Genomic DNA, 25,244 nt, shown 5'->3' with positions numbered 1-25,244 from the left:
TTTGCTTGTACTTTCGCCTTATCTCCACAGACTATTAACAATACACATTACACTATCGTACACAGCCACTTTCCCATTTAAACTTTCCACATTCGCCAATATTTTTAGTAAAGAGGCTTATTCTTCATAAATAGCGACTATAATATATAAAAATCCGTATAGTTCGTTATTTTTCGTCAAAATTTTAAAAATATATTGACACTTAAAATATCCTCATAGTATGATTTGGGTGTTGTAATTGATAACCATTTTCACTTATGGTACTAGTTACAAAAAACACTTAATTTGGGGGCAGAAGATGAAGAAAATTCTCAGTATTTTCATAGTAGTTCTTCTATTCGCTGTTGGATGCGGACAGCAAAAAGAGGAGAAAAAAGAAACAAAAGCGGACAATAAAAATCAAGCTATAACAATTAAACACGCTGAAGGGGAAACGAAGTTAGATAAACCAGCAAAAAAAGTAGTTGTACTTGAGTGGGTATATTCTGAAGACTTATTAGCACTTGGTGTTCAGCCAGTAGGGATGGCAGACATTAAGAATTATAATAAATGGGTAAATACAAAAACAAAACCGAGTAAAGATGTTGTAGATGTAGGGACACGTCAACAACCAAACTTAGAAGAAATTAGCCGTTTAAAACCAGACTTAATTATTACAGCTTCATTCCGTGGTAAAGCAATTAAAAATGAATTAGAGCAAATTGCACCAACAGTTATGTTTGATCCATCAACAAGCAATAACGATCACTTTGCTGAAATGACAGAAACATTTAAACAAATTGCAAAAGCAGTTGGAAAAGAAGAAGAAGGTAAAAAAGTATTAGCTGATATGGATAAAGCATTCGCTGATGCAAAAGCAAAAATTGAGAAAGCAGACTTAAAAGATAAAAACATTGCAATGGCACAAGCATTTACTGCTAAAAACGTACCAACATTCCGTATCTTAACTGACAATTCTTTAGCTTTACAAGTTACAAAAAAATTAGGTTTAACAAATACTTTTGAAGCAGGAAAATCTGAGCCAGATGGTTTTAAACAAACAACTGTAGAATCATTACAAAGTGTACAAGATTCAAACTTCATTTACATTGTAGCGGATGAAGATAACATTTTTGACACGCAACTAAAAGGCAACCCTGCTTGGGAAGAATTAAAGTTCAAAAAAGAAAACAAAATGTATAAATTAAAAGGCGACACTTGGATTTTCGGTGGTCCTGAGTCTGCAACATCTTTAGCAACACAAGTAGCAGATGTAATGACAGCGAAGAAGTGATTACACAATGAATAGCTTACAACATACACTTCGAGCAAGTCTTGTATTCGGAGGAGGAGCAGCTCTCTTGCTCCTCCTTTTCTTTATTCATATCGGACAAGGTCAAGCAAACATTTCCTATAGTATGATTATTGATGCTCTTATCTCACCGAACCAATCGCTAGAACATCAAACTTTAATCATGCTTCGATTACCTAGAGCTGTAATTGCCATTTTAGCTGGAGGCGCTCTTGCTGCATCAGGGGTTATTTTACAAACGTTAACGAAAAATCCACTTGCTGAATCCAGTACAATGGGTATTCACTCTGGCGCATATTTCTTTCTAGTAGCGGCTACAATTTTCTTACCGAAAGATTTACAAATTAATTCTCTTCTGTTCACATTTATCGGTGGTGCTATTACTGCTTTATTTGTATACCGTATTTCTGGTGGAAAAAAGGGAACCCCACTTAGAATGGCATTAGCTGGTATGGTCGTTACATTAATGCTCTCTGCCTTTACCGGAACGATGCAGCTTTTCTATGAAAATGAAACAGCTGGTTTATTTTTATGGGGAGCTGGCTCTCTTATTCAAAATAACTGGGATGGCGTTCAATTTGCTTTTCCATTTATCATTATTTCTTTCCTAGTTTTACTATTTATGTCTCGTAAACTCAACATTCTCTTACTTGGTGATGATGTTGCTATTTCTCTTGGTGAAAAAACAGCAGTAACACGTCTTATCGCCTTCATTGCTGCAATCTTTTTAACAGCAGTAATTGTTACTGTTGTTGGACCAATTGGCTTTGTCGGCTTAGTTGCACCTCATTTAATGCGCCTTATCGGATACCGTCAACACTTTACTCTTCTTCTCTCTTCTTTCTTATGGGGGGCAGTATTATTGCTTGGAGCAGATGTTGTCGGTAGATTAATAGATCCAACCGGTGCAGAACTTCCTGTTGGGGCAGTCACAGCAATGATTGGATCTCCTTGGCTTATTTACTTAGTGTATCGAATGATGAAGTCGAAACAATATATGAATGATAACGGTGCGAATGCAGCTGGAGCTAGTTCCCGCTATTACTCTTATAAAAAGGTAATCATTATATCTATCACACTTTGTATTGTGACGATTGCTCTTGGTGTTACAATCGGTAGTAACGCTTATATCGAAAGCATTACTAATGTTATATCAGGTCAATTAACACAATTTGACAAAAATATGATGATGAATCTTCGTTTACCAAGAATGCTCGTTGCTGCTATTGCTGGCGCATGCCTTGCAATAAGTGGGCTTGTTTTCCAAAGTATATTACGAAACCCACTTGCCGATCCTTCTATTATTGGTATTTCATCGGGAGCTGGTGTCGGTGCTTTAACGATTATGTATGTCTTTCCTGCACTTCCTGGTTTCTTCCTACCAATTGGTGCATTTATTGGCGGACTACTTGCAGTTGGAATTGTCCTCTTCTTCTCTTGGAAATCAGGATTTAGTCCAACAGCTCTCGCTTTAATAGGGATTGGTATTTCTGCGCTTGGCTCAGCAATTATTCAAATCTTTATCGTTAGAGCCAATTTGAATGTTGCCGCTGCTTTAACATGGTTATCTGGCAGTACGTATGCAAGAGGGTGGAATCACTTAGAAAATATCATTCTATATCCATCTCTAATTCTTGTATTCATTATCTTTTTCTTAATAAAACAACTTGACGTTCTCGTACTGGGAGACGATTTAGCAACTGGACTTGGGCAACCAGTAAATAAAACACGTCTTGCTCTAATTGTGCTAGCGACACTACTTGCGTCAGTAAATATCGCTGCTGTCGGTACAATTGCCTTTTTAGGCCTTGTCGCACCTCACTTAGCAAGAATTGTTGTTGGTATGAACCATCAAAGACTATTCGTTTGCTCAGCACTGTTTGGAGCAATTCTTCTTTCCATTGCTGACTTACTCGGCCGAACAATTGCATATCCGAAAGAAATTCCTTCTGGTCTTGTCGTCGCTGTACTTGGAGCACCTTATTTCTTATGGTTGATGAGGAAGAGTGGGAAGAAAGTTAATTAAAAGACGGCTTCATATATGTGAAGCCGTCTTTTCCTATTATGGCATAAAATTAATATAGGCTTTGTACATAATATATATAACAAGTGAATACATGATTATATTGAGCACACTTCGTTTTAAAGTTAACTTTCTCTTTAATTTCTTATCTTGTAATCTCAATTCTATTCCATTCGCTATTTTCAACCTACCTACTATTTGAAATAACTCTCTGTAATCATCAGCATTTCCCAATAATACGTATTCTTTATCATTTTTATACTTTATATGCAGAAACTCACTTCCACCTTTACGGTCTAATATTGTTTTCATATAAGCTACTTCATTCCATACACATACTTTTAAATCAACTTCATTATAATAACGATCCATAAAAAACACATACAACCGTTAACACCTTACTCTGTGCCGTATCTAAAATACTATGAACTACCTTATAAATTAAATCTCCATATCGATCAATTGCTGTATGTAATGCTAACATATCTTGTTTTCGAAGACCTTCTACTATTTCTATATCCTTCACCCTTATCACCACTCTTTATCCCATTCTTTATTCATTATATATACGAATGAGCACATTCGTTCCCTGACACTTTTACAAATATTTTCCAATTGTTTTCATATTGTAGCAATGCTTAATTAATTATTTCTTGTGGAACAGGGATTATATTATCTCTCACGAATTTAATCTATGAACAAAAATAGGAGGGATAACTATGTACCAAACCATTGACGGCTTCTTGCAATCATGGACATACGAAGCAGAGTCTACTCAGAAAATGCTTGATTCATTAACCGATGCATCTTTATCACAAGAAATTGCACCTGAACATTGGACTTTAGGAAGAGTTGCTTGGCATATCGTGACGGCAATTCCTGTTATACTATCTGGCACAGGGCTAAAGTTTGAAGGCGAAACGAAAGATTATCCTGTTCCAACTTCTGCAAAAAAAATTGCAGATGAGTACCGTAAAGTGAACGCGGCTTTTGTTGAAGCACTTCAAAGCGAATGGACTGATAAAGATTTAGCAACTATTAATGACTTCTTTGGTCGTCCTATGCCGAATTCTATATTTTTAATGACACTTATTAATCATCAAAATCATCACCGCGGGCAAATGACGGTTTTAATGCGACAAGCCGGCTTAACAGTTCCTGGCGTATATGGTCCCGCAAAAGAAGAATGGGCTACGGCTGGAATGGAAGCTCCTAAAATGTAACAACAGAAAAAGACAAGGTGTTTACACATCTTGTCTTTTTCTGTAACTTGTTTCATGTGAAACTTTATATTGCATCTTCCCTCTCAATATTTTTAATTCCATAATAAGCAATCGCCACACCAATCACTGCAAATGCGAATTGAAGAGGAAGAAAGGTCGCTATAGGAAATATTGGTGGGTTATTAATTGCGATTAGCACAACGATAATAGACGAAACAATAGTAGTTGGCACTGAACGTTTACGCATTCCGAAGTATAGAGGAATTAAGCTTATTCCCGCAGTGGCAATGGCTAAAGGAACGAGATTTATCCCTTCTTGAATCAATTGATCTACTGCGAATGAATTAGGAAGAATCGAAAAATAACTATCTATTCCAATGAAAATTCCCACTACAAAAATATTAGATAAAATAACTGTTATGAATGTTAATATTGCTGTAATAGCCAACTTACTAACCATTATTTTCTTTCGATTAATTGGATAAGAAAACATCAATAATATTGTTTTGTTTTTATATTCATCAATTATTAACTTAGCTATTAGTACAGCACCAAAAATAATAAATGTTGCTCTCACTATTGAACTAGCCATTAACAAAATGGCCTGCGGATCTCTTATTTCTGGATCTCCCTCTATTTGAGAAACGATGCTAACAAAAATCAATAATGCCAGTATAGCAAGATTTGCAATTACTGCTCTCTTCACGTACCAGCCAAGTTTAATTTTCCTCAGTTCTAGCTTCATAAGACGTAGCATGATAGTCCTCCCTCCTCCTAAGACTTAATCAATATAAATGACCCCTGTCTTACTTAAAATCTCCACTTTGTTTTTTGCATCACCAATCGTTCCTACTTTTATTTTTTCTGTACTTTTATCTTTCTTAAGTCCTTTTAAATCTACTATTACGTCAGCCGAATTACTTTTAGCCATAAGCTTCAATGATGCCGGGACACCTTTATACCGTACGCCAATATCCCCTGATTTTGTTTCTATAAATAATGATTTTCCTTCTATCATATCTTTCAGCAATACTTCCCCAGATGTTGAAGTGATGTTCATATTTGAGTTACTTACATTTGTGATATAGTTATCACCAGTCGTAGACTTTATATTTAATTCTTGTACTGAACTATCTTTTACAACTAACTCTCCACTTTGCGATATGAATTCACCTTTCTCGGCTGATAGTCCTACAATCATTCCATCCCCAGATTTGCCTTTCGTCACGATACTTTTTACTACTATATCTCTTATTTTCACATCACCTGATTTATTATTTAATACAATTTTATCTATTTCTTTCTTCGGAATAGCTATACATATACTATTCTTCTTCCTAAACGTAAAACCATTAAAAAATTTGTTCGCCTCTTGTTTTTGCTTAACCATAATTTTATTTTCATCATTTTCTATTTTGACAGGATCTATCTCTTTATCCGCTTGTTCACCTTGAGCAGAAATTACTATTTTATTAGCGTCTGTACTTTTAAACTCAAGATTCCAATTTTCATTGTCTACTTCTATTGCTTTTATATTATTTATATCAAAAGACTTTTCTTTCTTAAAATCTTTCCCCTGAAATACCTTAATACCAAAAACTACACTAGCAATTGTAATGAATAATATTGCAATTACTATCATTTTTTTCACTATTCATACCCCAGTTCGTTTTTGTTTTAAGCTTGCTTCACGCCACATCTATCTTGTCAATTTTACGAAACGATAGATAGCTAATGAAAATTCCTAATAAACAGAGCACGATTGGGATAGCTATAAAATCAAACATACTTACTTGACCATTTCCAGGACCAACGTTACTGTTCATCATCATCCCAATTATTACTGCAGAAGTAATCGTTGTCGGTGTTGATTTCTTTCTCATTCCAAAAAATAAAGGAATTAAACTAATACCAGATATCATAAATGCACTTATAATAGTAGCTGGAACGATAGCTATTATTTCCCCCATCGTAACAGGCGTTTCAAGTAGTCCCATTATTGGATTCATACAGAATATGAGCAAACTAATAATGAAAGTAGCGATAATCGTGCTCACAAAACAAAAACAAAAAACAATTGTTAATTTCGCACTCATTAGCATTTTCCTTTGCAGTGGATACATAAATAGTAGCTGTATTGTTTTGTTCTTGTATTCATCGATCACTAAACGTGATAAAATAACCGATGCAAAAATAATAAATGTAATTCTAATAAGAATATTTGCTAAAGACATGTATTCCATATAGCTAGAGAACATCAAATCATCCTCTACCTTAGATCCCCACGCCATAAGGCTTACTGCAGCGAAAATTGCTATAATACAAATTGCTACCCCTTTAAAGTAACTAGATAATTTATGTTTCTTCCATTCGAGCTTCATTAATTTAAACATATAAATTACGCCTCCATTCTTTATATACCTGTCTCTACGCTGCTAACATTCTAATTCCAGCAGTAACGAAGCTTAACATTCCTATCACTAGTACACTGAACAACCATTTCCGCCCTGGTTTTCTATAATATAAAATTCCACTTATTAGCATTACGATAAATCCACTTACCAGGTTCAGCCACAGTCCATTAAGCATGAATACCTTCTCCATCCATTACATTTAAGAAATATTCTTCTAAGGAACTATGTTTCTTATTAATACTTTCAATTTCCACATCGTTCATAATAAGTGCTTTTGAAATGGCCTGCTGAGACGCTAACGTATCATAAACCCGAATCATGTTTCCACTCATTATTTTGTAGTTTTTTATACCAAGTTTATCTTCTAAAATATAAGTTGCACGTTTCACATCAGGAACAGTGATTTCAATATACTCTGTTTGTTTTCCGTTAATACTCTTCATTGAAACTTCTTTTATTAGTTTTCCATTTTGAATCACACCAATTGTATCCGCCATTAGTTCCATCTCACCTAAAATATGACTAGAAACTAATAATGTAATGCCATATTCTTTGCAGAGCATTTTAAATAAGTCTCGTAACTCTTTAATACCAATTGGATCTAAACCGTTAATGGGTTCATCTAAAATGAGCAATTCTGGCTTTGTCACGATTGCTCTTGCAATACCGAGTCGTTGTTTCATTCCTAATGAAAAATCTTTTACTTTTTTATTATCTATCCCTTGTAGTTTCACTAAATGTAAAGCATGGTCAATTTCATTTTTATCGTAATAGCCCATATATTCACAATGTAATTCTAAGTTTTCTTTCGCCGTTAATTTATCATAAAAGATTGGATATTCAATAATCGTCCCCATTCTCTTTAATACTTCATAAGATGTATCTGTTAACTTCTCACCGAAAATTTCAATCTCACCGCTCGTCGGTTTTATTAAATTTGTAATCATTTTCATAATCGTTGTTTTACCAGCACCGTTTGGTCCTAAAAAACCGTAAATTTCTCCTTTTTTCACATGCATGTTAACACCGGAAATAACTTCTTTCCCTTTAAACACTTTCGTTAACTGATTTGTTTTTAATATATATGTCATGTTACTTTCCCCTTTCGCAATACTCTATATTTCTATAATAGACAACGGAAATCTCTTTTTTCTTACCCGTTTCTTACAAATTCCTTACGCTGAAAAAAGCTTGTAGAATCTACTGCTCTACAAGCTAAAACTGTATCTTTGTTAATACAATTGTAAAAATTGTTTTTTCATACGGTTTACTAGAAAGATGGATTTTTCCATCCATCGCTTCCACCAGTCTTTTCGTAATCGTTAACCCTAAACCGCTTCCTTGGTACAATCTATTTCTCGAATCTTCAAGTGTGTACATACGCTCAAACACTTTATCAATATGAGATTCATCAATCCCTTTTCCTGTATCCCATACGTCTATATACACATTCGTTTCATCATCTCTTAACGTCATACCCAGTATCTTTCCATCGTCTCCATATGTAATTGCATTTGATATTAAATTGTTCAATACCCTACCTAATACTTCTACATTTCCAAGTGCATATATATTTCTTTCTGGTATATCAATATGAACTTGAAACCCTTTCGCCGTCACTAAATCATAAAAAGATAAAATCTTCTCACGACAAACTTCATTCATATTTACTTTTGTCATTTCAATTGCTTTGTCACCAGATTCTAATTTTGCCAAGTCAAAAAACTTATGAATTAACTCCATCACTTCTAGTGTTTTCGTATGCACTTTTTCAAGTAATATTTGTTGTTCTTCTTTATTTATCGTTTTATCCTTATTTAACATTTCTGTATATCCAAGAATAACTGTTAGTGGTGTTTTCAAGTCATGCGAAATATTTGAAAGCATTTTTCTCATCGAAATTTCTACTTTTGCATGATCTGCATTCGTTTTCTGTTTTGCATCTAATAATTGATTAATTGCCACTAATAATTTTTGCAATTCTAGATCATCTGTCATAACGAGTAACGTCTCGCCTGTTTTGTCATTTACAATACTTTCTAACTTTTCATATGTGTATCGTAAATTTTTACTACTATTTTTTCTCATTTTATATTGTATGTAAATGACACATAACAATATAAAAATAATACTTATTAACAAATTGACCATATTACATCACTTCCAACTTATAGCCGATACCCCATAACGTTTTAATATATTCTGGATTAGATGGATCACTTTCGATTTTCTCACGCAACCTTCTCATATGAACATTAATAACGTTATCGTCACCGTAATACTCTTCGTTCCAAATTAGTGTATATATTTGTGCTTTTGTAAATACACGATTTTGATTTTTTACAAACAATTTTAGAATCTCAAATTCTTTTAAAGTAAGTTTGAGAGGCTTCCCGTTTTTTTCCACAGTAAAATTAATTGGATCAATCGTTAAATCACCAATTTGAATCATCTTTTCTGTTGTTTCTGTAGCCGAATATTTCGTAGATCTTCGAATACCTGCCTTTACACGTGCAGCTAATTCAATCATAGAAAATGGCTTACAAATGTAATCATCTGCTCCAAGTCCTAATCCAACAGCTTTATCAACATCTGTATCTTTTGCCGACATCATTAAAATCGGAACAGCACTTTTTTCTCGAATGATTCGTACAACCTCTAAGCCATCTAGCTTCGGCATCATAATGTCGAGGATAATCAAATCAAATGAACCTTTTAAATATGTGTTCACGCCTTCTTCTCCATCAGACGCAATTGTTACTTGAAAGCCCTCTTTTATCAAATACTTTTCCACCATCTCTTGAATTGAGAGATCATCTTCAACTAATAAAATATGATGTGACATATGTCTATCCCCTTTTTACAAACGTTAACAACTCAATTGTATCGTAACTACTACAGACTTGAAACAAATATATGAATTTTCAAACCAACTTCCCTTCCTTCCTTAACAATGATATGATGAAATTCACTACGATTGTTCATAATTAACTTTATATAAAGGAGACTTATCATGTCAGAAAACAAAAAAGTAAGCTTAGCTGATTTAATGCGCGAACAACTTGCTAAGAAAAAGCAAGGAAATGGAAATGGTCAAAATGCAAAAAATCAAAGCCAAGAAACGAAAAAATTACAAAACCAACAAACAAAGAAAACAAACAACCAACGTAGACGTACAGGTGTGTAAATGAACGGACAAAAACGTTCTAATATCGCGCCCGGTCTTGAAGTTGATATTGTATTAAAACAAGATCAACGAACAGGCAAATTAACACGTGGAATTGTAAAAGATATTTTAACAAACTCCCCTTCCCATCCGCATGGCATTAAAGTGCGATTGCAGGACGGACAAGTCGGTAGAGTACAAAATATCGTTCAATAAGAAAAGGAGCTCAAGTAAACTCGAGCTCCTTTTCTTTATTAACCTTTAATTTTCTCGATGAAAACTACTTTTAAGTAGTCTCCTTCTTTAAATTGATCAATGGTACGGAAATCTTCTGGTAAAGAATGTTCTTCTAATATTTTATATTTGCCATTCATTTCTTTAAAGGCTGTATCGATAAAGCCTTTAAACTTTTTCATATCGAATGCACTACAATTTGTAGAAGCAACGATAATCCCGTTATTTTCGGTAATGGCAATTGTTTCTTTTAATAAATTTTTATAATCTTTTGCTGCACTAAATGTATATTTTTTCGAGCGTGCAAAGCTTGGAGGGTCTAACACAACCATATCGAACTTCATCTTTTTCTTCGCTGCATATTTAAAGTAAAGGAATACATCTTCTACAATAATATCTTGCGCTTCATAATCAATTTCATTTACACTAAACTGCTCAATCGTTTTACTTAAACTACGATTTGCAAGGTCGACACTCGTCGTTTTGCTTGCTCCGCCAAGCGCTGCAAATACAGAAAAAGCACCTGTATAAGAGAACATATTTAACACGGTTCTTCCCTTCGCATATTTATCACGAATTTGTTTTCTCACGTTACGCTGATCTAAAAAGACACCAACCATCGCTCCGTCATTTAAATAAACAGCGAAGTTCACACCGTTCTCTTTTACGATAAGCGGGAACTCACCGCGTTCTCCTGCTACGAAATCATCACCTTCAATGTATTTCCCTTTCGTATCAAAACGCTTCTTCTCATAAATCCCTTTAAAGTTTGCTACTTTTTGAAGAGCTGCTATAATCTCATCTCTGAAAGTATAAATCCCTTCACTATACCAACTTACTACGTAGTAGCCATCATAATAATCGATAATTAGTCCTCCAAGACCATCACCTTCACCATTCACCACACGGAATGCTGTCGTATCACTTGATTTATAAAATTGCTTTCGTTTATGTAGGGCAGATTTGATTTTACTTTCAAAGAAAGATTGATTAATTGGTTCACTCTCTTTTCTCGTTAAAATCCAGCCGTATCCTTTATTTTGCTTTCCATAATAACCTTTTCCGACAAAGTTGTTCTTCTCATCTACTACTTTGATGATTGTTCCTTCTTCACGAACATCATTTAAATTTTGAATCGCATCTTTTAAAATAAGCGGATATCCACTTTTAATTTCTTTTATAAATTTCGGTTTTATTTTTACAGTTACTTCTAATCGCATATAATAACTTCCTTTCCATTTGCATGCTTTCTCTACAGGAAGCATTTGAAAAACGAGACTGAAAAAACAGCCTCGTTTCACTATACCATATTATTGCTTTGCTAGTACAACTAGCTCATTCTCGCACTTAACCGCCACATATTTACTACGTTTTGAAATGAAAATCTCACTGTCCAAAATAATAGAAAAAAACTTATATATTTCACATTTACCATTGACAATGATAATGATTTTCATTATCATTTGATGTATATGAGTTCTTGAAAATATAGCTACATTTATAGGAGGAATAAACATGATTATTGTTACAAATACAGCTAAAATTACAAAGGGAAATGGGCATAAATTAATTGAGCGTTTTAATAAAGTAGGTAAAGTTGAAACGATGCCAGGCTTTTTAGGTCTAGAAGTTCTTTTAACACAAAATACAGTTGATTATGATGAAGTAACAATTAGCACTCGCTGGAATGCAAAAGAAGATTTCCAAGGTTGGACAAAGAGCGCTGCATTTAAAGATGCTCACTCACATCAAGGCGGAATGCCAGAATATATTCTTGATAATAAAATTGCTTACTATGATGTAAAAGTTGTACGTATGCCAATGGCTGCAGCACAGTAAGAACAGTCCTTTTTTAAAGTATAGAATATGAGAAGCGTTATCTATCACTTCTCATATTCTATACTTTTTTCTTTAATTTCTTTTTACTAATTTTGCGTGTACAACTAGCCTTCCAGCCTCTGGATCAAGAGCATAATCACAAGTAGAAAGTGTTACGATTTCATCATTAGCCGTCAATTCCGTATCCGTTTTGTACAGTGATTTTTCTTGAATTTCCTTTAAGAACGATGCATATGCTGCATCATTTCCAAAATCCGTTTCAATGTAATAAAAGTCCGTTGTTGTCGTGTATACTGAAAAAACTTCAACGTCGTATCCTTCAAATAATGTATCGTAATATAATTTACGATGAGACATAAAAAAGTCTTCATCCAACATTTTTTTTAAACTACCAAACATAGAACCATCTTTCATACGATGGCCATATAAAATCGTATTTCGATTTTGAGATTTCACATCATTACGATGGTCCATAAAAATGCTTCCCGCTCTCATATCTTCACCTTTATAATTACGAAATAAATAGTAATCATTATCTTTTGCTTGAACGATTGGATAATTAATTTGTGTATCATCCATCGTAATCCATCCGACTATCTCTGGATTAATTTTCTGGAGATCCTGAAACTGTTTACGTACCTCTCCATTTTCTGATTTTTCTTCCATTGGACTTCTTTTATAAATATGTTGTGCCTCAGCCATTACTTTACGATTTTCATAATAATCCATGAAAATCCCGCCCAACTCATACATTGAATAGAAAAAGATTCCTAAAAACACAATTGTAAGTATGCGTTGAAAAAAAGAATTCTTTTTCCGTCCTTTCTTACTATTCAAATTATCACCTCAAAACGGATTATGCTCAGCCTTTAGATTCCCATAGGTACCATGTACAATCCGGTATCTTCATCCTGCTTTACAATGACATCTACACCATATATTGCTTTAACCATTTCTTCTGTTATTACATCATTAGGAATACCTTTCGTAATGATTTCTCCATCTTTCATAACGATAATATGGTCGCTATAACGAATGGCTTGATTAATATCATGTAATACCATTACAATCGTTAGTCCATGCACTTCATTTAACTCTTTCACTAACTCTAATATTTCTAACTGATAGTAAATATCTAAATATGTGGTCGGCTCATCTAAGAAGAGCATTGGTGTATTTTGAGCTAATGTCATCGCGATCCAAACTCGCTGCCTCTCTCCACCAGATAAAGCATAAATTGGCTTATCACGCTTACTTTGTAAATTCGTACATACTAGTGCACGCTCAATCGCTTCTCTATCTTCATCTGTTTGCGGAGAGAATATATTTTTATATGGCATACGCCCGAAGCTTATTAGCTTTTCCACTGTAATATCTGCTGGAGCCTCATTTTGTTGATGGACAACTGCTAGCTTTCTAGCAAACTCTTTCGGTTTATATTCACCAATCGCTTTCCCATCAAGTATTACTTCTCCACTGCTAGGAGCGTGGTTTCTAGACATGACACTAAGTAATGTTGATTTCCCACATCCATTCGGTCCAATGATTGTTGTAATTTTCCCAATTTCTATTTCACTACTAACAGACTTTAAACGATTTGTTACGTTATCGTATGAAAAGGTTACATTTTTAATTTCCATGAACTTTATCACTCTTTCTAAGCAAAAATATTAAGAATGGACCACCAATAACCGCCATAATTGTTGCTGCTGGAATTTCGTTAGGTGGCACAATTAACCTTCCAATTGTATCTGCCGTCAAAATTAATAACGCCCCTGCAAGCGCAGAAAATGGAATTAATACTTTATGGTCTGAACCGACTAATTGTCTTGAAATATGCGGAACTAGTAATCCTACAAAAGCAATAACACCTGCAATCGCTGTTGATACTGCCGCTAAGAGTACTGCAATGGCAGAAATAATAAGACGAACTCTCGTCACGTGCAAGCCTAAGTTTTTCGCAGTCTTATCTTGTAGCGATAATAAGTTACACCAAGCTCCTACGAACAGAGCAAGAATAAGACCAATCGTTCCATAAGTCACCATTATTTCTACATCGCCCCACGTCTTCATTGTTATATTAGAAGTCGTCGTTTGCTTAATACTCTTAATAAAATACCCACAAATCGTAACGAATGATTCATTTAATCCAGTAAACATTGCATTAATGGCAATACCAATTAAAATAATGCGAAGCGGGCTTAATCCTGATTTCCATGAAAACGAATAAACGAGATAACATGCAAGCGCACCACCTAAAAAGGCGAATACGGGTGTCCAGAAAAAGAATTGCGGAAACAACGTAATAATAACGAGTGTCATAAAACTTGCTCCTGAAGATATACCGATTACCCCAGCATCGGCGAGTGGATTTTTCATAACAGCTTGAAAAATCACACCTGAAACAGCGAGAGCCGCTCCAGTGAACAACGCAATAATAATACGCGGGAAACGTAAATCTTTAATGACTTCAACATCTTCATTTCCACCTGTAAATATCCCTTGTACAAGTTCAACAATACCTACTTCTAAACTCCCTTTCATCGCTGACAATGATGTCATAACAATAAGCAATGCAGTAACAATGAGGAAACTCCAAGTTTTTTTATTCATTCTACTCTTCCTTTATATTAAAATGCATCACGGATACATCATTTTTTTCAATTCATCTAACGCTTCAATTGCTGCTAAATTGCCTGTCGTTCCAAATAAACGCTCTTCTAAATCGTAAACACGGTTATTTTTAACCGCAGCAAAGTGTTTCCAAATATCATTTGTTTTAAATTCTTTATCAAACATTTTTACAACTTCATCAGGCATACCATGAGCTGCTCGTAAAATAATATCTGGATCAGCTTTCTTTAAATACTCTGTATTAGAAGCTAAATATTCTACTTGTTCACCTTGCACAATATTTTTACCACCTAGTTGTTTCACTAAATCTCCAATATAAGAATGCTCTGTTGCTACTAAATAACTTCCCGGCACACCTAATAAAATAAGTACTGTCGGTTCTTTCTTTCCTTTTACTTCTTTTTGAATGCTAGCAACCTTTTTATCTAATTTAGTTACTACTGCTTCGGCCTGTTTTTCACGCCCATATTTCTTACCTAAATCGCTAATAGAACTTTGCATATTTTTCAAACTCGTTAAATCTAAAAAGTTTGCTTTCATACCCACACCATCAAAAACTGGCTTTAATTCATATCCAAGTGTTGTCACAGATAACACTTCTGAAGGCTTTAATGACTTTACCTTTTCCATATCTGGACTCATTGGATTCCCAACTTCAGGTAAACCTTTATATCGCTTCGGTAAAGTTTTAGAGCTTGTTGGAACGCCAACTAAATCTACTTCTAACGCATCCATAATTTCAGTAACAGCCACTGTTGTTGCAACAACGCGCTCTTTACTCTCACTCTTTACCTGCTTTGCTGTTTCTTTTTTGGGTGATGAGCACCCAGCTATACTCATTAACAAAATGATAGCCATTAGTACACTTGCAATTTTCTTCACTCTCAATCACCACTCCTTTCCATACAATATGAAACAAGTCTTGATGCACGCGAATATGCATCAAGACTCCAAAAATTACAATCTACCTGCTCTATATTTACGAACTAGTAAAGCAAGTGAACCTAGCAGTAACACCATATATAAACCAAGTTGTGCTGTATCTGCAGTTTTTGAGTTTTTCTCTTTTTTCGAATCATTTTTTGTATCTTCTTTTTTCTTCTGACCATCTGCATTTCGGTTAAAATCAGGAGTACCTACTGTTTTTACATTATCTACTTTCGGTGTAGTCACTGGATTTTTCGGTTCATTTTTCGGTTCCTCTTTAAGAGTTCCTAACGCGCCGATATTATTTGTATCAAATTGAATTTGCACATCGTAGAAATGATGGTAGTTCATCTCATCGATGTCTACCTTTACTTTTGCGTTTAATTTTTTAAATAGATCTTCTACTTCAAACTGTACTACTCGCGTATTTACATTTTTATCTTCGCTTACTACTTTCGCATCAGCGAATAGTTCATTGTTTTCCGTTTGGAATTTCGTAATCCACGCACTATTTTTCAGCGTCATCTCAATATATTTTTTACCATCTTTTACGATTAATTTCGCTGGATTTACAACATAGTCATTCATCTTTGAAATCTCATCTGTTTTATCTTTTAATACTTTAAATGTAATATCATATTGGCCATCTACTAAATTTTTCGGATCAACTATTACTTTCGGGTTATTATTTCCACCTTGGTTGTTGTTTCCGTCTTGGTTGTCGTTTCCACCTTGGTTGTCGTTTCCGCCTTGGTTGTCGTTTCCGCCTTGGTTGTCGCTTCCGCCTTGGTTCCCTAAGGCTTTAATACTGTCTTGATCAAATACAAATTGAACATCATAGAAATGGTGATAATTCATTGAATCAATATCTACTTTTACTTTTGCATTTAATTTTTTAGACAAATCGTTTACTTCTACTTCTACTACTCTTGTATTTTGTTCTTTATTTTCACTTAACACTTTTGCATTAACGAAAGAACCATTTTTCTCAAATTCAAATTTCGTAATCCATGTACTATTTTTTAATGTAAACGATACGTATTTCTTACCATCTTTTACTTTTAATACACCTGGGCTTTTTGTGTATGTGTTCATCATTGAGATTTCATCTGTTTGATCTTTTAACACTTTAAAGCCAATTCTGTATTCACCATCTTTAAGAGCTTTTGGATCAATTGTTGTGTTATTATCTTGGTTGTTGTTTCCACCTTGGTTGTTGTTTTCACCTTGGTTGTTGTTTCCACCTTGGTTGTTGTTTCCACCTTGGTTGTTGTTTTCACCTTGGTTGTTGTTTCCACCTTGGTTGTTGTTTTCACCTTGGTTATCTAACGACTTAATGCTACCTTTATCAAATGCAAATTGAATATCGTAAAAATGGTGATAATTCATTGAATCGATATCTACTTTTACTTTTGCATTTAACTTTTTCGATAAATCTGGTACTTCTACTTCCACTACGCGTGTATCAGTTTTTTTATCTTCACTTATTACATTTGCATCAACAAACGAACTATTTTTCTCAAATTCAAATTTTGTAATCCAAGAACTGTTCGTTAACGTAAATGATACATACTTCTTACCATCTTTTACTTTTAGCACACCTGGACTTTTTGTATATGTGTTCATCATTGAAATTTCGTCTGTTTGATCTTTTAATGCCTTAAAATTGATGCTGTATTCACCATCTTTAATTGTTTCAGCATCTGGTTTTTTATTTTCATCTGGTTTTTCTACTTCTGGTTTTTCTACTTCTGGTTGTTTCTCTTCATTTTTAATTTGTTCAAGTTTATCTTGTTCAAATAAAAGTTGTACATCATGCATTTGCTTATAATTTCTTGATGCCATTTCGATAAATACTTTTGTATTTAGTTTTTTAGATAAATCGTTTACTTCAAACTCTACTACTCTTGTATCTTTTTCCTTATCCTCACTCACTACTTTTGCATCAACAAATGCGCCATCTTTTTCCGTTTGGAAATTTTTAATTAATGAGCTACTTTTTAGTGTTACAATTGCTTTTTTCTTACCGTTTTCTACTTTTAATACTCCTGGATTTACCATGTAACTATTCATCTTAGATTCTTCATCTGTTTGATCTTTTAACACTTTAAATGGAATGCTGTACGCACCATCTGTAATTGTGTTAGAATTTGGTTGTTGATCTGGGTCAGGCTTTTGGTCGGGCTTCTGACCTGGATCGGTAGTTTCATTTGGATCTGGCTTATTAGCTGGGTCCTCTTTTTCATTTGGTTTTTCTACATGAATTGGTGTAATGCTATTTTGATCAAATGCAATACGAACGTCGTACTCATGATGATAATTTAAAAAATCAATATCTACTTTTACTTTTGCATTTAATACCTTCTCTACATCTTCTACATCAAATTCTACTACTCTTGTATCTTTTTCTTTATCTTCACTAATTACATTTGTCGCAACTAGCTTACCTGCTTTTTCTGTTTCAAATTTCGTAATCCATGAACTATTTGTTAATGTAAAGGATACTTTCTTTTTCCCATCCTTCACTTTTAAAGTTCCGGGACTTACTGAATATTGATTCATCATCGATTCTTCATCTGATGTATCTTTTAAAACTTTGAAGCCAATTGAATATTCACCGTCAGCCAACTTGGTAGCTGCTTGAACTGCAAGTGGTTGTAATGTTGATACGAATGTAAATATCATTAAAAACATAGCAACAATAATTTTTGTATACCTGTTCAATGGAACGACTCTCCCTTTTGAAAATTATTTAATACTGTTCCCATCAAATACAAAGCGAATATCATACGAAGCATTATAATTAATAATTGGAATATTAATTTTCACCTTGCCATTTAGTTTTTTTGACAAGTCAGCAACTTCAAATTCTACAACTCTAGTATTATCTTTTTTGTTTTCACTTAACACGGTTGTTTCTACAAATTGACCATCTTTTTCTACTTGGAAACTTTTAATAGAAGCACTATCTTTCACTTTAAATGAAACATATTGTTTTCCATTTTTAACTGTTAATGTTGCTGGGCTTTCAAAATAACTATTCATTCTAGACGATTCATCTTTATCGCCTTTCCATACAGTAAAAGCAATATTATATTTTCCATCAGCTAGTTTTGTAGCAGCCTTTGCATCTTGTAAACCTAGTGTTGCGATAAATGTAAATAAAACAGCAAATACGGCAATAATCATTTTAAATTGTTTAAACATATATTCATCACCCTTCAAAAGATTTATTTACTCAATTTCACTTTACGAATTAAGAAAGCACCTGAAATAAGAATTAACGCTGCAAACAATCCAATACGTGCTTCATCGCCTGTTTTTGGGTTATCTGTTTTTTCAGCTTTTCCATTTTCATTTTTTGTTTCTTTATTCACTTCTTTAGCTGTTTCCTTACTCTCTACTTTTGTTTTCTCTTCTTTTACTTGTGTATCTGTTTTCGCTTGATCATTATTTTTTGTTGTAGCAGCTACGCCATTATCGCCACCTACAGCTTTTACATTTGCATCAAAAGCAAAACGAATTGTGTAGTGGTGGTCATAGTTTGCACTTGGTACAACAACATGAATTTTTACAGCTGCCGGTTTGGATAAATCATCTACTTTAAACTCTACTGTTCTTTTATCTGCCGATTCATCTTTACTAACAACTTTCGCATCAACAAAATTTCCGTTCTCTGGTGCTTTAAATTCTGTAATCCAAGCACTATGATTCATCGGAACTTGTACTCTCATCTCACCGTTTTTCACTATTAATTTTGCCGGCTTTTCAAAATAGTCATTTGCCATTGAAGCTGAATCATTTTCCGCTTTTTGAATTACGTAATTAATATCGTAAGTACCATCAGCTAGTTTTGCTGAAGCATTCCCGTATGGCATTACAAGAAAAGCTAGCATACATACGAACGTTATAATAAAAGCGGGTAATACAGAAACCTTTTTCATTTTTCTTGTTTCCTCCTTGGTTATCTTTCATTTCACTTTTTCTGAAAATGATAATTATTCTCAATTCACAAGAAAAAAATAATCTCTTCTACCTATTATTTAATTAGCATTCTTTTATGTAACATAAGCGTTATTGATTATCATTCTCATTCGATATTAAAAATAATATCTCACCCTATTCCTTATACGAAGGCATAGAAACTGAGAAAAAATTATAAAACGTATTTATTGATTATCATTCTCAATGTAAGTCGAAAAAATAAACTTTCTCTTCTCCTCTTCTCCTCTTTCACCTCTTCCCATAACAACACTATAGTTATAGAAACCCCGTTTCCCTCACTTCCCTTCCAATATTTCCACAACTAAGTCAATCTTAGCCTACTCATAAATTTTTTGTCAACTATATTACGTATAAAATTTTTAATATCTAAATTTCTCTATATGCGGCTTTTTTTACAAAAAAAGAGACTTTCTATTATAGAAAGCCTCTTTTCTCTATTTTTCTACAGCAATTTCCTGCTTTCGAAACTTAGAAACTATATAACCAAATCCTATACCGATTATGCCTGGAACTAACCAACCAATCCCTACACTATATAATGGAATCTTATCTAAAATAGGTGCTAGCGCTGCAATTTGAAGGTTTGCATTGTGTAACCCATCAAAGAAACTTATTGCAAATGCTCCTACAATCCCGCCCACATACATCGCTAATGGAAGACGAACGTAGTTTTCAACAAGTGATAATACGATAAGTACGATTCCAATTGGATAAATTGCGATTAAGATTGGTAATGCTAATGCATTTAACTGAGTTAACCCAAGGTTTGCTACCATAAATGCTAATACACAGAAAATGAAAACGACTTTTTGATAAGAAAGCTTTGGTAATAAAGAAGAGAAGTAATCACCACAAGCTGCAACAATACCTACAGAAGTTGTTAAACATGCTGCTGTAATTGCGATCCCTAGTAATAAAGTTCCGTAGCTACCAAATAAATGATTCACGACATTTGTTAAAATAATTCCTCCGTTTGCGCCCATTCCAAGTGACACACTAGAAGCTCCAAGATAAGCAAGTGCTAAATACACAAGTAGTAGACCAAGCGCTGCAATAAATCCTGCAAAGATTGTTACTTTTGCAATACTGTTTTTATTTGTAATGCCTTTTTCTTTTAACGCATGAATTACAACATTTCCGAATACCAGTGCTGCAAGTCCATCTAAAGTTAAATATCCATCAATAAATCCTTTGAAGAGAGGAGCACTATACGCTTCTGTCGGTGCACCAAATTCTCCAATTGGTGTAATAAGTGCTTTACCTACGATAATTGCAATAACAGCTAATAATATTGGAGTTAGCACTTTACCAATACGACCCACTAATTTCGAAGGATTTAAAGCTAAATAGAAAGTGACTGCAAAGAAAATAAGTGTAAAGATAACAAGTGGATATGACTGACCAGCTATCTCACTTGGTAAAAACGGTGCAATACTCATCTCATAAGCTACTGTTCCTGTACGCGGCACACTTACGAATACGCCTAAACATAAATAAATTGCAGTGATAAAAACAAGTGCGAATATAGGATGTACACGTCCTGCTAGCTCATTAATATCTCCCTTTAAAGCTATAACAATTACTCCTAATAAAGGTAGTCCAACGCCTGTTACGATAAAACCAAACAACGCAATCCATACGTCTGTTCCAGCGCCTTGTCCTAACGCTGGTGGAAAAATCATATTACCCGCACCAAAAAACAGTGCAAATAACATTAAACTTATTGCAAACATCTCTGAAAACTTTAAAGATGATTTCATTTCTACTAACCTCCTAAAATAATAAATTAACAAAATATTCTGAATTAAAATCCGTCACATATCCTCTTTCAAGCATACTTCCCCGTAAAAGAACGCAAAAAACACCCGTCCCTAATAAAGGGACGAGTGTTGAAATCGTGGTTCCACCCTTATTCTAATAAAATGAATTTATAACGAAATAAGCTCATTTTATAGCTCGTGTAAATTGATAACGGTTTTATCCGCCAAGAATTACAATGCATCATGTATGCAGTTCACTCTTGAAGTTTAGAGGTGGTAAGCTTGTCTTTTCGTATTAGGAAGCTCACAGCCTAAGGCTTCCCTCTCTGAGAATCGTAAAATACAACTCATGTCCTCATCATTACTTTTATAAAATATCTTGTCGAAACTTGTTGTTTTTTATTATATGGGCTATTTTTTAAAAAATCAATAGTTTTATTTTTTCTGACAAAAAAATATAGGGAGAAAATTTTTCCTCCCTATAACTGCCCTATTAAAATTTCTAACTCTTCAGCTGTAACGCTCCGCCACTTTCCAACTTCAAGCTCATTTAGCTCTATATTCATAATGCGTACTCGCTTTAGCTTTATTACAGTAAATCCGAAAGCACGACTCATTCTACGAATTTGCCTGTTCATTCCTTGCGTTAAAACGATACGAAATGTTGATTGATCGACTCTTGTCACTTTGCACGGCTTCGTCATTCCATCTTTAATCTTTACACCGCGGGACATCTCATCAATAAACCAGTCCGTAAAAGGTTTATCGACTGTGACAACATATTCTTTCTCGTGCTCATGATCACCATGTAAAATTTGATTCGCAATGCCGCCGTCATTCGTTAATAAAATAAGTCCTTCTGATGCTTTATCTAATCGCCCAACTGGAAAGATTCGCTCTGGGTAATTGATATAATCAATAATATTATCTTCAATATGATCGGCTGCTGTACAAGTAATTCCGACTGGTTTATGAAATGCGATATACACTTTTTCTTTCTCTTCTTTTACAATAACTTGCCCATCAATCGTTACCCTATCACCATCGCTTACGAGTGCACCGTGCGTACATATTTCGCCGTTAATAGCCACGCGTCCAGCTTTAATGAGACGATCTGTTTCACGTCTGGAGCATAATTTTGCTTCGCTTATGTATTGGTTGATTTTCATGTTCTATTCCTTTTCACATATATTAAAAGCGTCAATCTATGGCAATATCATTCTGCCACGATTGACGCTTTTTCACTTCGCAAAAACAACTAAATAAATAACCCCAATCACCAAAAATATTCCACAACAAGCTAACAATACTTTTGCAAGTTTGTCCATAAACATATAATGGTTTCCCCTTTGTTTCGTTGTTTTCTATTTTAATTCGACAACTGTTACGCCTAGGCCTCCCTCGCCCATGTCACCGTAACGGAAGGTTTTTACACCGCGATGCTTCTTCAAGTAATCTTGTACACCTTGGCGAAGTGCTCCTGTCCCTTTACCGTGAATGATTGATACGCGAGGATAGCTTGCAAGCTGGGCATCGTCTAAGTATTTCTCAACGCGCGCCATTGCATTTTCAAATCGTTCACCACGAAGATCAAGTTCTAATGAAACGTGATAGTCTCTACCTTTTACCGTTGCAACTGCTTTTTTCTCTGTTTGCTTCGGTGTGTTAATGTATTCCATATTAGATTCTTTCACTTTCATCTTCAGAATACCGATTTGTACGCTCCACTCTGTATCGCTTACTTTTTCAAGTAGTTGACCTTTTTGACCGAACGTTAATACTTTCACTTCATCACCTGCACGTAACTGTTGTTTCGGTGCAGTATTTTTCACATTTACTTTTTGTTTCTTAACAAGCTCTGGCGCTGCGCCTTCTAGACGACTCTTCGCTTCAATTAGCTCGTGGTCTTTCACATTTGCAAGCTGTGCTTTACGCAATTGACGAAGTTCTTGAATAATGCCTTCTGCTTCTTTCTTTGCAGCTTCGACTTTTTCTTCTCCTTCTTTTTGCGCTTTTAATAATCGTTCATCACGATCTTCGTTAAATTCAATGATTTGACGTTGTAATTCACGATGCAGTTTTTCAGATTGTTTGCGAAGCGCTTCTGCTTCGTTCCAGTCACGCTCTGCGTTCTTCTGGCTTTCTTCTAACTTCGCAATCATATTTTCAATTTTATTCGTATCTGTACTAATGTGATTGCGTGCTTGCTCAATAACGCGATCAGATAATCCAAGACGTTTCGAAATTTCAAAGGCATTACTACGGCCTGGTACACCGATTAATAATTTATAAGTTGGACTTAATGTATTTACATCAAACTCAACACTCGCATTAATAACTTGCTCACGGTTATATCCGTATGCTTTTAATTCTGGATAATGCGTCGTTGCAACAACGCGAGCACCGCGATTACATACTTCATCTAAAATTGAAATGGCAAGTGCAGCCCCTTCCTGTGGGTCTGTTCCAGCACCTAATTCATCGAATAAAACTAAGCTTTCAAAATCAGCTTTTTCTAAAATATCAACGATGTTCACCATATGTGAGGAGAACGTACTTAAACTCTGTTCAATCGATTGCTCATCACCGATATCAGCAAAGATATTTTTGAATACACAAATCTCTGACTCATCCATTACTGGAATGTGAAGGCCAGATTGCGCCATTAACACACAAATACCAACTGTTTTCAGCGTAACTGTTTTACCACCTGTATTCGGTCCTGTAATAACAATTGTCGTGAAATCTTTCCCTAACATAATGTTATTTGGCACGATTATTTCTGGATCGATAAGCGGATGGCGTGCTTGTCTTAAGTCCATGTAACGCTCGTTATTTACAATCGGCTTTGTCGCTTTAATTCGCTTCGCATAAAAAGCTTTCGCAAAGATGAAATCAAGATTTGCAACTACTTCTACGTTTGATAAAACGATATCCGCTTCTACTGCCACTTCTTCTGTTAACATTAATAAGATGCGTTCGATTTCTTGTTTTTCTTTCACACGTGCTTCTTGCAGTGCATTATTTAATTCTACAATGACTTGTGGCTCAATAAATAACGTTTGTCCAGAAGCCGATTGATCGTGAACAATACCACCATATACGCCGCGATATTCTTGTTTTACTGGGATTACGTAACGTTCGTTACGAATCGTTACAATCGAATCAGACAGCATCTTTTGCGCGTTTGAAGAGCGCGTCATATTTTCTAACTTTTCACGAATACGACTTTCCGCAGTACGAATTTGAGTACGAATACCACGCAGTTTATCACTTGCGCTATCGACTACTTCACCGCCGTCACCGATGCAATTTGTAATTTTCTTTTCTAAATCATATAAAGATACAATTTGAGCGACGTGAGTTTCTAAAATCGGAAGCTCGACACCGTTATCAGCCATATCTTCAATGAAGCGTTTCATATTACGACTACCATACATCGTATTTGCAATATCAAGTAATTCATTTGGACTTAACATACTCCCAATTTTTGCACGCTTCACATTTGAGCGAATATCCGTAATACCACCTAATGGTGCACTACCTTTTAAACGAATAACTTTCGCTGCTTCATCCGTTGTATCTTGCATTTCTACAATTTCTTCAAAATCAGTGCTCGGCACTAAATGCTTCACTTTGTCACGACCAAGTGAAGATGCTGTATGTTCAAGTAATTGTTCTTTTACTTTATTGTATTCTAATACACGCAACGTTCTTTCTAACATGTT

At 34.6% G+C, this 25,244-nt stretch carries 25 protein-coding genes, 1 pseudogene and 1 other annotated feature; of the genes and pseudogenes, 6 read left to right on the top strand and 20 right to left on the bottom strand.

The genetic code is table 11. From position 1 onward, the window contains the following. Window positions 1-298 precede the first annotated feature (298 nt). Both BLT20_RS04585 and fhuB read left to right on the top strand, forming a co-directional pair. Window positions 299-1,273 carry an ABC transporter substrate-binding protein gene (locus BLT20_RS04585; protein WP_000722821.1) on the top strand — a complete coding sequence of 325 codons (975 nt, stop codon included), beginning with the start codon at window positions 299-301 and terminating at the stop codon, window positions 1,271-1,273. Between the two features lie 7 nt (window positions 1,274-1,280). Continuing rightward, a complete protein-coding gene (fhuB, locus tag BLT20_RS04580; RefSeq protein ID WP_001087088.1) occupies window positions 1,281-3,317 on the top strand; it encodes a Fe(3+)-hydroxamate ABC transporter permease FhuB in 2,037 nt (678 codons plus the stop codon). Between the two features lie 36 nt (window positions 3,318-3,353). Here the strand turns inward: fhuB and BLT20_RS04575 are convergent. Together BLT20_RS04575 and BLT20_RS04570 are read right to left on the bottom strand one after the other, a co-directional pair. Next, a pseudogene (locus tag BLT20_RS04575) lies at window positions 3,354-3,704 on the bottom strand (hypothetical protein); the annotation flags it as partial. Continuing rightward, a complete protein-coding gene (locus BLT20_RS04570; RefSeq protein WP_002026384.1) occupies window positions 3,670-3,840 on the bottom strand; it encodes a hypothetical protein in 171 nt (56 codons plus the stop codon). The gene BLT20_RS04570 and the pseudogene BLT20_RS04575, both read right to left, overlap by 35 nt. Window positions 3,841-4,033: 193 nt before the next feature. On the opposite strand from BLT20_RS04570, the gene BLT20_RS04565 reads away from it, so the two are divergent. After that, on the top strand, window positions 4,034-4,537 hold the full coding sequence (locus BLT20_RS04565; RefSeq protein ID WP_000284951.1) for a DinB family protein: 504 nt from the start codon (window positions 4,034-4,036) through the stop codon (window positions 4,535-4,537). 64 nt (window positions 4,538-4,601) lie between these two features. On the opposite strand, the gene BLT20_RS04560 is transcribed toward BLT20_RS04565, so the two are convergent. The 7 genes from BLT20_RS04560 to BLT20_RS04530 all read right to left on the bottom strand — a co-directional run bounded on the left by BLT20_RS04560 (window position 4,602) and on the right by BLT20_RS04530 (window position 9,796). Beyond that, window positions 4,602-5,294 carry an ABC transporter permease gene (locus BLT20_RS04560; protein ID WP_000945201.1) on the bottom strand — a complete coding sequence of 231 codons (693 nt, stop codon included), beginning with the start codon at window positions 5,292-5,294 and terminating at the stop codon, window positions 4,602-4,604. Window positions 5,295-5,318: 24 nt separating this feature from the next. Beyond that, window positions 5,319-6,188, bottom strand: a complete 870-nt coding sequence (locus BLT20_RS04555; RefSeq protein WP_000738280.1) for a DUF4097 family beta strand repeat-containing protein — start codon at window positions 6,186-6,188, stop codon at window positions 5,319-5,321. 37 nt (window positions 6,189-6,225) lie between these two features. After that, a complete protein-coding gene (locus tag BLT20_RS04550) occupies window positions 6,226-6,930 on the bottom strand; it encodes an ABC transporter permease (RefSeq protein WP_000475536.1) in 705 nt (234 codons plus the stop codon). 34 nt (window positions 6,931-6,964) lie between these two features. After that, window positions 6,965-7,126, bottom strand: a complete 162-nt coding sequence (locus BLT20_RS30490) for a hypothetical protein (protein WP_000931815.1) — start codon at window positions 7,124-7,126, stop codon at window positions 6,965-6,967. Next, window positions 7,119-8,042: an ABC transporter ATP-binding protein gene (locus BLT20_RS04540; protein WP_000221070.1), complete on the bottom strand. Its 924-nt coding sequence runs from the start codon at window positions 8,040-8,042 to the stop codon at window positions 7,119-7,121. The genes BLT20_RS30490 and BLT20_RS04540 overlap by 8 nt, the downstream gene beginning before the upstream one ends. Window positions 8,043-8,166: 124 nt before the next feature. Next, on the bottom strand, window positions 8,167-9,102 hold the full coding sequence (locus tag BLT20_RS04535) for a HAMP domain-containing histidine kinase (RefSeq protein WP_000247686.1): 936 nt from the start codon (window positions 9,100-9,102) through the stop codon (window positions 8,167-8,169). 1 nt (window position 9,103) lies between these two features. After that, a complete protein-coding gene (locus tag BLT20_RS04530) occupies window positions 9,104-9,796 on the bottom strand; it encodes a response regulator transcription factor (RefSeq protein WP_000018056.1) in 693 nt (230 codons plus the stop codon). 168 nt (window positions 9,797-9,964) lie between these two features. Between BLT20_RS04530 and BLT20_RS30485 the strand changes: the two genes are divergently transcribed. Beyond that, entirely contained in the window at window positions 9,965-10,138 is a 174-nt protein-coding gene (locus BLT20_RS30485; protein ID WP_001293578.1) for a hypothetical protein, read from the top strand. Next, the gene (locus tag BLT20_RS04520; protein ID WP_001014310.1) at window positions 10,139-10,333 is read left to right on the top strand and encodes a YwbE family protein; all 195 of its coding nucleotides are present in this window, start codon (window positions 10,139-10,141) and stop codon (window positions 10,331-10,333) included. 38 nt (window positions 10,334-10,371) lie between these two features. Here the strand turns inward: BLT20_RS04520 and BLT20_RS04515 are convergent, their stop codons facing one another. Beyond that, window positions 10,372-11,571, bottom strand: coding sequence for a class I SAM-dependent rRNA methyltransferase (locus BLT20_RS04515; protein ID WP_001235506.1), 1,200 nt, complete (start codon window positions 11,569-11,571; stop codon window positions 10,372-10,374). A 295-nt stretch (window positions 11,572-11,866) separates the two neighbouring features. On the opposite strand from BLT20_RS04515, the gene isdG reads away from it, so the two are divergent. Continuing rightward, a complete protein-coding gene (gene isdG / locus BLT20_RS04505) occupies window positions 11,867-12,190 on the top strand; it encodes a heme oxygenase (RefSeq protein ID WP_000587818.1) in 324 nt (107 codons plus the stop codon). A 72-nt stretch (window positions 12,191-12,262) separates the two neighbouring features. Here the strand turns inward: isdG and srtB are convergent, their stop codons facing one another. The 10 genes from srtB to BLT20_RS04450 all read right to left on the bottom strand — a co-directional run bounded on the left by srtB (window position 12,263) and on the right by BLT20_RS04450 (window position 25,241). Then, the gene (gene srtB / locus BLT20_RS04500; protein WP_001086126.1) at window positions 12,263-13,027 is read right to left on the bottom strand and encodes a class B sortase; all 765 of its coding nucleotides are present in this window, start codon (window positions 13,025-13,027) and stop codon (window positions 12,263-12,265) included. 32 nt (window positions 13,028-13,059) lie between these two features. Continuing rightward, complete coding sequence (locus BLT20_RS04495; protein ID WP_000403758.1) at window positions 13,060-13,830, bottom strand: ABC transporter ATP-binding protein; 771 nt, start codon at window positions 13,828-13,830, stop codon at window positions 13,060-13,062. Further along, the gene (locus BLT20_RS04490) at window positions 13,820-14,803 is read right to left on the bottom strand and encodes a FecCD family ABC transporter permease (protein WP_001036832.1); all 984 of its coding nucleotides are present in this window, start codon (window positions 14,801-14,803) and stop codon (window positions 13,820-13,822) included. The genes BLT20_RS04495 and BLT20_RS04490 overlap by 11 nt, the downstream gene beginning before the upstream one ends. A 27-nt stretch (window positions 14,804-14,830) precedes the next feature. Beyond that, window positions 14,831-15,712: a heme ABC transporter substrate-binding protein IsdE gene (isdE, locus tag BLT20_RS04485; protein WP_002164420.1), complete on the bottom strand. Its 882-nt coding sequence runs from the start codon at window positions 15,710-15,712 to the stop codon at window positions 14,831-14,833. A gap of 69 nt (window positions 15,713-15,781) precedes the next feature. Next, entirely contained in the window at window positions 15,782-18,475 is a 2,694-nt protein-coding gene (locus BLT20_RS04480; RefSeq protein WP_090869525.1) for an NEAT domain-containing protein, read from the bottom strand. A gap of 24 nt (window positions 18,476-18,499) precedes the next feature. After that, window positions 18,500-18,958, bottom strand: coding sequence for an NEAT domain-containing protein (locus tag BLT20_RS04475; RefSeq protein ID WP_000476164.1), 459 nt, complete (start codon window positions 18,956-18,958; stop codon window positions 18,500-18,502). A 23-nt stretch (window positions 18,959-18,981) separates the two neighbouring features. Continuing rightward, a complete protein-coding gene (gene isdC / locus BLT20_RS04470; protein ID WP_000757953.1) occupies window positions 18,982-19,695 on the bottom strand; it encodes a heme uptake protein IsdC in 714 nt (237 codons plus the stop codon). Between the two features lie 495 nt (window positions 19,696-20,190). Then, window positions 20,191-21,516: a branched-chain amino acid transport system II carrier protein BrnQ6 gene (gene brnQ / locus BLT20_RS04465; protein ID WP_000842636.1), complete on the bottom strand. Its 1,326-nt coding sequence runs from the start codon at window positions 21,514-21,516 to the stop codon at window positions 20,191-20,193. Between the two features lie 115 nt (window positions 21,517-21,631). Next, window positions 21,632-21,887: a binding site (T-box leader), on the bottom strand. 108 nt (window positions 21,888-21,995) lie between these two features. Further along, window positions 21,996-22,685, bottom strand: a complete 690-nt coding sequence (locus tag BLT20_RS04460) for a 23S rRNA pseudouridine(2604) synthase RluF (RefSeq protein ID WP_000700716.1) — start codon at window positions 22,683-22,685, stop codon at window positions 21,996-21,998. A gap of 195 nt (window positions 22,686-22,880) precedes the next feature. Continuing rightward, window positions 22,881-25,241, bottom strand: coding sequence for an endonuclease MutS2 (locus tag BLT20_RS04450; RefSeq protein ID WP_000893715.1), 2,361 nt, complete (start codon window positions 25,239-25,241; stop codon window positions 22,881-22,883). Window positions 25,242-25,244 lie beyond the last annotated feature (3 nt).

Origin of the sequence: Bacillus sp. cl96 (genome assembly GCF_900100505.1) — a bacterium.
In the GTDB taxonomy this organism is placed as follows: Bacteria; Bacillota; Bacilli; order Bacillales; family Bacillaceae_G; genus Bacillus_A; species Bacillus_A cereus.
This window is presented reverse-complemented; position numbering and strand designations above follow the sequence as displayed.

What these genes read in the sequence shown, in the direction of transcription:
- brnQ (WP_000842636.1), bottom strand. Translation starts at nt 21,516, where the DNA reads ATGAAATCATCTTTAAAGTTTTCAGAGATGTTTGCAATAAGTTTAATG.
- BLT20_RS04450 (WP_000893715.1), bottom strand. Translation starts at nt 25,241, where the DNA reads ATGTTAGAAAGAACGTTGCGTGTATTAGAATACAATAAAGTAAAAGAA.
- BLT20_RS04515 (WP_001235506.1), bottom strand. Translation starts at nt 11,571, where the DNA reads ATGCGATTAGAAGTAACTGTAAAAATAAAACCGAAATTTATAAAAGAA.
- BLT20_RS04475 (WP_000476164.1), bottom strand. Translation starts at nt 18,958, where the DNA reads ATGTTTAAACAATTTAAAATGATTATTGCCGTATTTGCTGTTTTATTT.
- BLT20_RS04535 (WP_000247686.1), bottom strand. Translation starts at nt 9,102, where the DNA reads ATGGTCAATTTGTTAATAAGTATTATTTTTATATTGTTATGTGTCATT.
- BLT20_RS04530 (WP_000018056.1), bottom strand. Translation starts at nt 9,796, where the DNA reads ATGTCACATCATATTTTATTAGTTGAAGATGATCTCTCAATTCAAGAG.
- BLT20_RS30490 (WP_000931815.1), bottom strand. Translation starts at nt 7,126, where the DNA reads ATGCTTAATGGACTGTGGCTGAACCTGGTAAGTGGATTTATCGTAATG.
- BLT20_RS04585 (WP_000722821.1), top strand. Translation starts at nt 299, where the DNA reads ATGAAGAAAATTCTCAGTATTTTCATAGTAGTTCTTCTATTCGCTGTT.
- BLT20_RS04540 (WP_000221070.1), bottom strand. Translation starts at nt 8,042, where the DNA reads ATGACATATATATTAAAAACAAATCAGTTAACGAAAGTGTTTAAAGGG.
- BLT20_RS04560 (WP_000945201.1), bottom strand. Translation starts at nt 5,294, where the DNA reads ATGCTACGTCTTATGAAGCTAGAACTGAGGAAAATTAAACTTGGCTGG.
- BLT20_RS04460 (WP_000700716.1), bottom strand. Translation starts at nt 22,685, where the DNA reads ATGAAAATCAACCAATACATAAGCGAAGCAAAATTATGCTCCAGACGT.
- isdC (WP_000757953.1), bottom strand. Translation starts at nt 19,695, where the DNA reads ATGAAAAAGGTTTCTGTATTACCCGCTTTTATTATAACGTTCGTATGT.
- BLT20_RS04565 (WP_000284951.1), top strand. Translation starts at nt 4,034, where the DNA reads ATGTACCAAACCATTGACGGCTTCTTGCAATCATGGACATACGAAGCA.
- BLT20_RS04490 (WP_001036832.1), bottom strand. Translation starts at nt 14,803, where the DNA reads ATGAATAAAAAAACTTGGAGTTTCCTCATTGTTACTGCATTGCTTATT.
- isdG (WP_000587818.1), top strand. Translation starts at nt 11,867, where the DNA reads ATGATTATTGTTACAAATACAGCTAAAATTACAAAGGGAAATGGGCAT.
- BLT20_RS04495 (WP_000403758.1), bottom strand. Translation starts at nt 13,830, where the DNA reads ATGGAAATTAAAAATGTAACCTTTTCATACGATAACGTAACAAATCGT.
- fhuB (WP_001087088.1), top strand. Translation starts at nt 1,281, where the DNA reads ATGAATAGCTTACAACATACACTTCGAGCAAGTCTTGTATTCGGAGGA.
- BLT20_RS30485 (WP_001293578.1), top strand. Translation starts at nt 9,965, where the DNA reads ATGTCAGAAAACAAAAAAGTAAGCTTAGCTGATTTAATGCGCGAACAA.
- BLT20_RS04520 (WP_001014310.1), top strand. Translation starts at nt 10,139, where the DNA reads ATGAACGGACAAAAACGTTCTAATATCGCGCCCGGTCTTGAAGTTGAT.
- BLT20_RS04550 (WP_000475536.1), bottom strand. Translation starts at nt 6,930, where the DNA reads ATGTTTAAATTAATGAAGCTCGAATGGAAGAAACATAAATTATCTAGT.